The organism is Pseudomonas sp., from assembly GCF_026224925.1.
In the GTDB taxonomy this organism is placed as follows: domain Bacteria; phylum Pseudomonadota; class Gammaproteobacteria; order Pseudomonadales; family Pseudomonadaceae; genus Aquipseudomonas.
This window is the reverse complement of sequence record NZ_JAMFRV010000286.1, coordinates 1-6,864: the sequence shown is the minus strand read 5'-3', so window position 1 is coordinate 6,864 and position 6,864 is coordinate 1. Positions and strand designations below refer to the sequence as shown.

The window sequence follows — 6,864 nt, the reverse complement described above, 5'->3', positions numbered from 1 at the left end:
TACACCCCGGAGCAGTTCGTTTACCAGTTCATGACTCGCACCGGGCGGATAGACGATGAGCGTCTGCGCAATGATTTTCCGGCCCTTGCCGAGCGCTTGAATCTGGGTGGGGTGCGGCCATGAGCGACTGTACCGAAGAAGTCGTCAATGACCTTCCATTCATCGTTCGTCGCCGGGTGCGATGGTCTGATTGCGATCCTGCAGCGGTGGTGTACACCGGCCGGTTTACCGCCTACCTGCTCGACGCGGTGATGCTGTTTTACCGGCAAATAGATTGGGCTCCAGGTCCCGAATGGGCCCCAGGTCTCAAGGTCGCACCTCCCAAGGTGGGCTTGCCTTGCAAGCATATGTCACTGACCTTCCATCGAAGCCTGGTTCCGGACGACGTGGTTGATATTCACATCGATGTGACGACTGTCCGCGAGCACAGCTTCGACTTGGCAGCACGCGCGTATCTGGCCGATGGCGTATTGGCCTTCGAAGGTATTTTTTCACCCGTCTGTATTCAGACTGACGCGCGTATCCGTATCGCTATTCCTCCGCAATTGAGGGCTGCGCTGCAGTCGCACTGGCGGACCACTTCAACTGGAACTTCAGGATCTGTGTGAACAACAGAAGGGCGCTGCAAAGCTATTTGAAATCCGATGAAGCTGTCAGAAATCGCCTGGCAACGGGCAGGGCAATAACACTCACTTGAAACAGGAAATTGACATGTCAGTAGAACAAAAACAATACGACCTGAAATTCTTGACCAGCGGATTGATCTTTGGCGAAAGCCCTCGCTGGCGGAACGGCATACTCTACATCTCCGACATGCTCGGCAAGAAGGTCTATGCGATTGACGCACAAGGCAACAAGACCGTAATTGCCGAGGTTCCGAGTAAACCAAACGGATTGGGTTTCTTGCCCAATGGCGACCTGATCATCGGCGCGATGCACGAGACGCGCCTGTATCGAGTCACACCGAATGGCCTCGAACTGTATGCCGACCTAAGTGAGGTCTATACAGGTTACATCGGTGACATGGTGGTTGATGGCCATGGGCGCATCTACGTCGATGATGTCGGTGCCCGGGTGTTTGAAGGCGAGGCATTGAAACCTGGCCGCGTAGTCGTGATCGAGCCCAACGGCGAAGTCAGTGTCGGCGTCGAGGACTGCACCTTTCCCAACGGCATCGTGATCACCGCCGATCAGAAGCACCTCATCTTTGTCGAGACCTTCGATGAGCGCCTAACCATCATGGACATCGTCGACGGCAAGCTGGAAAACCGTCGGGTATTCCTCGACATGACAACCCTCTATCCCAGCGAATCAGACCGTGAGCACAAGCGCGGCTGTGTCGATGGTATTTCTATCGATGCCGAAGACGGTTTGTGGCTAAGCATGCTGCGCGCCGAAGCGTTCATTCGGGTGAACAGCAAAGGCGAAGTGACTGATCGCATTCCAATGCCCGGCTATGAATGCGTGGCCAGTACTCTGGGTGGCGAAGATGGCAAGACCCTACACTTGGTCGCAACCAAGGTAGACGGCCCAAACATCTTCGAAGCCATGGTCAATCTGCGTACCGAGTCCACCATCTTCACCACCCGTGTAGCAGTAGGCAAAGGCGTAGGGCGTCCTTGATCGCATAACCCTACACCCACCATGAAGGCGCCATTGCCGGTACGCCGGCAATAGGTTTCGCTCGTCCTGGTTTTCCCGTTTGGTCCTCAATAATAAGCACAAGGAATGGGGATTATGATCAAGAAAATAGTAGTGACCACGCTGTTCGGTGGGCTTCTTGCCGGCACGGCAATGGCCTCCAACGGTCCGCAATACGCAGGCTACGGGGTAGTCGCCATGGGCATGGGCGGCGCGAGCATTGCCAATCCCACCGACGCTATCGCAGCAGCCAACAACCCCGCGGGAATGGGGGCTGTCGGCTCGCGGGTCGACGGCAACTTAATGGCAACCTGGGGCCAACTGCGCTCTAACGTTCACGGCACTGAGAGCAGCGACAGCCTGTTGGTATTCCTGCCGGGCTTCGGGGCTAACTTTCAATATCGGCCCGATGTGACCTTCGGTGTGTCAGTGTCTGGATACGGTGCGGGCGTCGATTACGATCGGGTAATACCTGCCTTCGGCACGACCAAGGTCAAATCGGCACTGGCTCAGCTCATTATTGCACCAACGGCGACTTATGAAGTTGCGCCGGGACATTACTTGGGTGCGTCGATTCGGCTTGGCTACGAAAGTCTGCTGTTACATGGACTGGAAAACTTCGGCGCTACGGATGATGAGGATCATGCTTTTGGCGTCGGTTGGAGCGTTGGTTATTTGGGTACCCTCGCGGATGGGCTGCGACTCGGGCTGACCTACGCTTCTCCGGTGCGTTTCCAGAAAATGAAGTCCCACGCGGACATCATTCCAGACGGGGGGCAGATCAACATGCCGCAGCAGGCAGGCATAGGCTTGGCTTACGACATCGGTGCCTGGACGCTGGCCTTTGACTACGTCTGGATCAACTGGAGCGGCGAGAAAGCCTTCGGCAACTCTCTGGTGGAAGGCGGGGCGCCGGGGGCTAGCAACGGGCCGGGATTTGGGTGGAGGGATCAGAACGTGTTCCGTACGGGCATCAATTACAAGGTCACCAAGCGTCTCCAGCTGCGTGGTGGGGTTTCTTTGGCCAATCACCAGGTCCCTGACCGTGAGGCAACCTTGATCTCAATCGCCCCCTGCAACCAACCGAAAAGTGCGAGCTTGGGCGTCAGTTATCAGGTGTCAGATGATCTGGAGGTTACCGGTGCATATATGCAGGACTTCAGCCATATCACCCATGGCGATGCTGCCAGTGAAGACACCTCCGCCGGGGGAGTGCTGCACATGTTAAGCATGGGCGTTGGCTACAAGTTCTGAGGCATTAAAAAATCGGCCAGCGCAATAGTGCGCTGGCCGATTTTCCCACGATGTAGATGCCGTACAACGTTATTTAAGTCCGCTCAAATATCGCTGCAATGCCCTGACCACCACCAATGCACATGGTCACCAGTGCATAGCGACCGCCGATACGATGCAGCTCATGTATAGCTTTGGTGGAGATGATCGCGCCTGTTGCGCCGACCGGATGTCCCAAGGAAATCCCAGAGCCGTTAATGTTGACCTTGGACGGATCAAGGTCCAGTTCCTGAGTCACTGCGCAGGCCTGTGCGGCGAAGGCGATGTTGGCTTCGATGACGTCAAGATCAGCCACCGTCAGACCGGCACGCTTGAGGGCCAGGCGTGTGGCAGGGATCGGTCCAAGGCCCATCAGTTCCGGTTCGACACCCGCGTGGGCATAGGCCACCAGGCGAGCGAGGGGACGCAGGTTGCTGGATTTGACCGCAGCGCCAGTTGCCAGCACCAACGCCGCAGCGCCGTCGTTGAGCCCAGAGGAGTTGCCAGCGGTGACGGAGCCGTCTTTCTTGAAGGCCGGTTTCATTTGTGCCAGTTGTTCCAGCGAGGTGGCACGCGGGTGCTCGTCGACGCTAAACAATTGGGTGCCTTTGCGGCTGCGAACTTCAACGGCTGCGATCTGCTCGACAAAACGTCCGTTTTCGATGGCGAAACTCGCACGTTTTTGATCTTCTATCGCCAGCGCGTCTTGCATCTCTCGGGTGATACCGTTGCGTGTCGCGATGTTTTCGGCCGTGATGCCCATGTGGATCCCATGGAAGGGATCGTGCAAGATTCCGAGCATGTAATCGATGGCTTGGGTGTTACCCATCCGGGCGCCCCAGCGAGCCGCGGGCAGGATATAAGGACCGCGACTCATGGATTCGGCCCCCGCGCCGATAGCAATTTCGGCGTCACCCAACATCAGGGTTTGTGCCGCCGAGATAATCGCCTGCAACCCAGAGCCACAGAGTCGGTTGACGTTGAAGGCAGGTGTCTCTTTAGGAATGCCTGCATTCATTGCCGCAACCCGGGAAATGTAGGCGTCCTGGGTTTCGGTAGGAATGACGTTGCCCATCACCAGGTGCCCGACCTGCGCAGGATCCACACCGCTTCGGTCTAGTGCGGCCTTAACTGCAGTGGTCGCCAGATCGGCCAGCGGCACATCCTTCAATGAGCCGCCAAAGGTGCCAATGGCGGTGCGTGCAGCGCTGACGATATAAACCTCGGGGTGACTCATTGCGTTGTTCCTTATTGGTTTAGCGAGCGGGTAGAGTGAGCATCGAGACAGCTGACGGTTATGCTACTCGCATCTGAATTACTATTGATTTGACTAGCAGTCTAAGGTGTCCAGAAGCACTAGGCCTATGCCCGAACTGCCCAGAACAATTGCCATTTTTTGCCATAGGCGTTACAGGCTTCATGAAAGAAAAACATTCAGTATCGTCATACTTCGCCAAGGTACTGCTCTATTCCTTTGGCGAGCAACCGTTGAGCATTCAGCGGCTGCTGGGGGAGGCCGGCATTATCGCTGGCACATTGAATGAGTTGCCAGTACGAGTATCTGCAAAGGAATTCTCGGCGCTTTGGCTGGCGGTAGTACAGGCGCGTCGCGATGAGTTTTTTGGCTTGGACTCCCACGGCATGCCCTTGGGCAGTTTCGCCTTGATTTGCCGAGGGTTAATTCAAGCGCCCTCGGTGGAAAAAGCGCTGAGCCAATCGCTCGCGTACTTCCAACTGTTCCTGCGTGACGTGGAAGGTGAGGTGGTAATACGCGATAAGCGAAGAACGGTGGTTCTGCGCTACACGGGCGCGAATGAATATCTTCGTGCAGTCGTTACTGAAACGTTCCTGGTTCTGATCGTAGGCTTGATGTGTTGGCTGGCAGGTCGACGCATACACATGACTCGGGTTCGGTTCGACTTCCCCCCGCCAGGACATGGTGATGAGCAACTCTTGTGGGGAAGTGATGTGGTATTTAATGCCAGCAGCACTGAAATTGAACTCGACCCTGAATGCTTGAGGTTGCCGATTAGCCCAGATCGCGCGTCGCTATACACCTTCCTACGCAATGCACCTCAATCGGTTTTTATTCGATTCCGCAACAGAGAAGGGTACAGCGCTCGGGTTCATCAAAGACTGCAATCGTGCAGTTACGACCTTTGGCCAACTTTAGAGCAACTGGCGGTCGAGTTTGCGCTCAGTCTCAGCAGCTTGCGTCGTGCCCTTACCAGAGAGGGGTTTAGCTATCAGCAGATCAAAGATGACATGCGAAGGTCGATTGCCTTTGAGCGTCTGCGAGACACTTCCATGAGCATCGCCGATATCGCCCAAGAGGTGGGGTTCCGTGAACCCAGTGCATTTCACCGGGCCTTCAAGCAGTGGACGGGGTTGAGCCCTGGGGCCTTTCGACAGCAACGGGGATCGGCAATTTAGATGGCGCGTGACCTGTGCATTTGGTTGAGTCGGCGGCGAACTAAACCGCCGCCCCAAACAACGATCCTACCAACGCAGTAATACCCATGGCCAGCGCACCCCAAAGCGTCACCCGCCAGGCGCCGATCATGACTTTGGCACCGCCCGCCTTGGCGGCGATAGCTCCCAAGGTTCCCAAAAACAACAACGACATGCCCGACATCCACGGCACAAGGCTTTGCTGCGGCGCAATGACAATCACCGCCAGCGGTAAGGCTGCACCGACCACGAAACTGGCGGCAGAGGCGAGTGCCGCCTGTAGTGGTTTGGCCGTGAGTGCTTCGCTGATGCCCAGTTCGTCACGAGCGTGGGAGCCCAGCGCGTCGTGGGCCATCAATTGGTCGGCTACCTGGCGGGCCAGTTCGGGTGATACACCGCGATGCATATAAATGTTGGCAAGCTCGATGTGTTCGGCTTTCGGATCGCTCGCCAGTTCGGCCCGCTCCTGAGACAGGTCAGCGCGCTCTGTGTCAGCCTGGGAGTGCACGGAGACGTATTCGCCCGCGGCCATGGACATGGCGCCTGCCACTAGGCCGGCCATTCCGGTGACCAGCAAGGTCCCGTGACTGGCATTGGCCGCGGCGACCCCGATCAACAGGCTGGCGGTAGAGACAATCCCGTCGTTGGCCCCCAGGACGGCAGCGCGAAGCCAGCCGATACGCTCAGTGCGATGGTGCTCGGTATGCCTGTGCATGAATTTCATGGGTTAACGGGACTCAATGTCATTAGGTGCATGACCCACTGAAGCTGCCTGTTTCATCGCAGGCTAATTACGATCCATGCCAAGGGCCGTCGCACTTGCGATCTGATCCTTGGCACAGTTAATGAAAGAAGACGAATTAAGCCAGCGTGGATCGGGGTAGTAAGAAAACAGTAGCTGGCCGTCTTTCATTGCGTCGATGACTTCATGGGCAATCGCCGGACGTACCGCTGGGCAACCTAGGCTTCTGCCAATTCGACCGTTAGTGCGCGCAAGCTCTTGGCTCACGTAGGGGGCGCCGTGAATCACCAGCGCTCGATCAAAAGCATGGTCATTGAAACCAGGCTCCAGACCGTCCATGCGCAAGGAGTATCCGTTATGTCCCTTATAAGTGGCGCGTGTGCTATACAACCCCAAGCTAGACGCCATACTCTGGTTTTGATTGGAGAACTGTTTGGCCATGTTCTCGCCGCTGTTTCGCCCGTGGGCGACGAGTTCGTGAAACAATAGCGTGCGCTGCTGAATATCGAATATCCACAGTCGCTGCTCGGTCGAGGGGCGTGAGTAATCGATAATCGCCAATCGTTGTGCGTTTTCCTGGCCCTGCGCCAGCCGACACTGTGCTGCATGCACTGCCAGAGCAATCACTTTCGGGTTGGCATCGGGAGCAGCTTTGGTCAGCGCAGTTTCGAGGGGTTCGAGGCTGTCTGCCTGAGCGGATGTTGCTGTCAGCAATAGCAACACTGCCAGCACCGCAAAACGGTCAAGCATCATGGGGT

General features: G+C 56.6%; 7 protein-coding genes. 4 read left to right on the top strand and 3 right to left on the bottom strand.

From position 1 onward, the window contains the following. Positions 1–119: 119 nt before the first annotated feature. The 3 genes from M0974_RS12485 to M0974_RS12475 all read left to right on the top strand — a co-directional run bounded on the left by M0974_RS12485 (position 120) and on the right by M0974_RS12475 (position 2,895). A complete protein-coding gene (locus tag M0974_RS12485) occupies positions 120–608 on the top strand; it encodes a thioesterase family protein (RefSeq protein WP_297836698.1) in 489 nt (162 codons plus the stop codon). A gap of 103 nt (positions 609–711) precedes the next feature. Beyond that, a complete protein-coding gene (locus tag M0974_RS12480; protein ID WP_297836695.1) occupies positions 712–1,623 on the top strand; it encodes an SMP-30/gluconolactonase/LRE family protein in 912 nt (303 codons plus the stop codon). A 114-nt stretch (positions 1,624–1,737) separates the two neighbouring features. Next, complete coding sequence (locus M0974_RS12475; protein WP_297836693.1) at positions 1,738–2,895, top strand: OmpP1/FadL family transporter; 1,158 nt, start codon at positions 1,738–1,740, stop codon at positions 2,893–2,895. A gap of 73 nt (positions 2,896–2,968) precedes the next feature. Here M0974_RS12475 and M0974_RS12470 read toward each other — a convergent pair whose 3' ends face one another. Further along, a complete protein-coding gene (locus M0974_RS12470; RefSeq protein WP_297836690.1) occupies positions 2,969–4,150 on the bottom strand; it encodes an acetyl-CoA C-acyltransferase family protein in 1,182 nt (393 codons plus the stop codon). Between the two features lie 182 nt (positions 4,151–4,332). Between M0974_RS12470 and M0974_RS12465 the strand changes: the two genes are divergently transcribed. After that, entirely contained in the window at positions 4,333–5,346 is a 1,014-nt protein-coding gene (locus M0974_RS12465) for an AraC family transcriptional regulator (RefSeq protein WP_297836688.1), read from the top strand. Positions 5,347–5,386: 40 nt separating this feature from the next. On the opposite strand, the gene M0974_RS12460 is transcribed toward M0974_RS12465, so the two are convergent. Further along, the gene (locus tag M0974_RS12460; RefSeq protein WP_297836685.1) at positions 5,387–6,088 is read right to left on the bottom strand and encodes a VIT family protein; all 702 of its coding nucleotides are present in this window, start codon (positions 6,086–6,088) and stop codon (positions 5,387–5,389) included. Positions 6,089–6,151: 63 nt separating this feature from the next. After that, a complete protein-coding gene (locus M0974_RS12455; protein ID WP_297836702.1) occupies positions 6,152–6,859 on the bottom strand; it encodes a murein L,D-transpeptidase catalytic domain family protein in 708 nt (235 codons plus the stop codon). Positions 6,860–6,864 lie beyond the last annotated feature (5 nt).

Coding starts and splice junctions, on each gene's coding strand:
- M0974_RS12485 (WP_297836698.1), top strand. CDS start 120: ATGAGCGACTGTACCGAAGAAGTCGTCAATGACCTTCCATTCATCGTT.
- M0974_RS12480 (WP_297836695.1), top strand. CDS start 712: ATGTCAGTAGAACAAAAACAATACGACCTGAAATTCTTGACCAGCGGA.
- M0974_RS12475 (WP_297836693.1), top strand. CDS start 1,738: ATGATCAAGAAAATAGTAGTGACCACGCTGTTCGGTGGGCTTCTTGCC.
- M0974_RS12470 (WP_297836690.1), bottom strand. CDS start 4,150: ATGAGTCACCCCGAGGTTTATATCGTCAGCGCTGCACGCACCGCCATT.
- M0974_RS12465 (WP_297836688.1), top strand. CDS start 4,333: ATGAAAGAAAAACATTCAGTATCGTCATACTTCGCCAAGGTACTGCTC.
- M0974_RS12460 (WP_297836685.1), bottom strand. CDS start 6,088: ATGAAATTCATGCACAGGCATACCGAGCACCATCGCACTGAGCGTATC.
- M0974_RS12455 (WP_297836702.1), bottom strand. CDS start 6,859: ATGATGCTTGACCGTTTTGCGGTGCTGGCAGTGTTGCTATTGCTGACA.